Origin of the sequence: Roseivivax halodurans JCM 10272 (genome assembly GCF_000521785.1) — a bacterium.
Lineage (GTDB): Bacteria > Pseudomonadota > Alphaproteobacteria > Rhodobacterales > Rhodobacteraceae > Roseivivax > Roseivivax halodurans.
Genome location: NZ_JALZ01000124.1, coordinates 1 through 853 on the forward strand (window position 1 = coordinate 1; position 853 = coordinate 853).

General features: G+C 67.4%; 1 protein-coding gene. It reads left to right on the forward strand.

Going from position 1 to position 853, the window contains the following annotated elements; translation table 11 throughout:
- On the forward strand, positions 1-853 hold an 853-nt coding region (locus OCH239_RS21425; protein WP_037267568.1), incomplete at both ends, for a GTP-binding protein.

The following is an 853-nucleotide window of genomic DNA, read 5'->3' on the forward strand; positions in this document are numbered from 1 at the left end:
GGATGGCGGCGCCAATCTCAGCCACACGGACGAGACCCTCGTGGAGATGAGCAACGGCTGCATCTGCTGCACCCTGCGCGACGACCTTCTCGACGAGGTGCGCAGGCTCGCGCTCGAAGGCCGCTTCGACTACCTGCTCATCGAATCCACCGGGATCTCGGAGCCGCTGCCCGTCGCTGCGACCTTCGACTTCCGCGACGAGGGCGGCGGCAGCCTGTCGGACGTGGCGCGGCTCGACACCATGGTCACGGTCGTCGATGCGGTGAACCTCTTGAACGACTTCGCGAGCCACGACTTCCTGCGAGACCGCGGCGAGACCATGGGGGAGGCGGACGAGCGCACGCTCGTTCACCTGCTGACCGACCAGATCGAGTTCGCGGATGTGGTCGTGCTCAACAAGGTCCGCGATGCCGGGCCGGAGCGAACCGATGCCGCGCGCAAGATCATCCGCAGCCTCAACGCCGAGGCGCGGATCATCGAGACCGATCATTCGGACGTGCCTGCGGAGGCCATCCTCGACACCGGTCTCTTCGATTTCGAGAAGGCGCACGAGCACCCGATGTGGGCCAAGGAGCTCTACGGCTTCGCCGATCACGTGCCCGAGACCGACGAATACGGCGTCGCCTCCTTCGTCTACCGCGCACGCCAGCCGTTCCACCCGGAAAAGGTGCAGGAGCTGCTGAACGGCGACATGCCGGGGGTGATCCGGGCCAAGGGCCATTTCTGGATCGCGACGCGGCCCGACTGGGTGGCCGAGTTCTCGCTCGCCGGCTCGCTGTCGTCGATCGCGCCGCTGGGGCAGTGGTGGGCCTCGGTGACTGAAGCGCGGCGGCCCGATCACGACAGCGCCCGG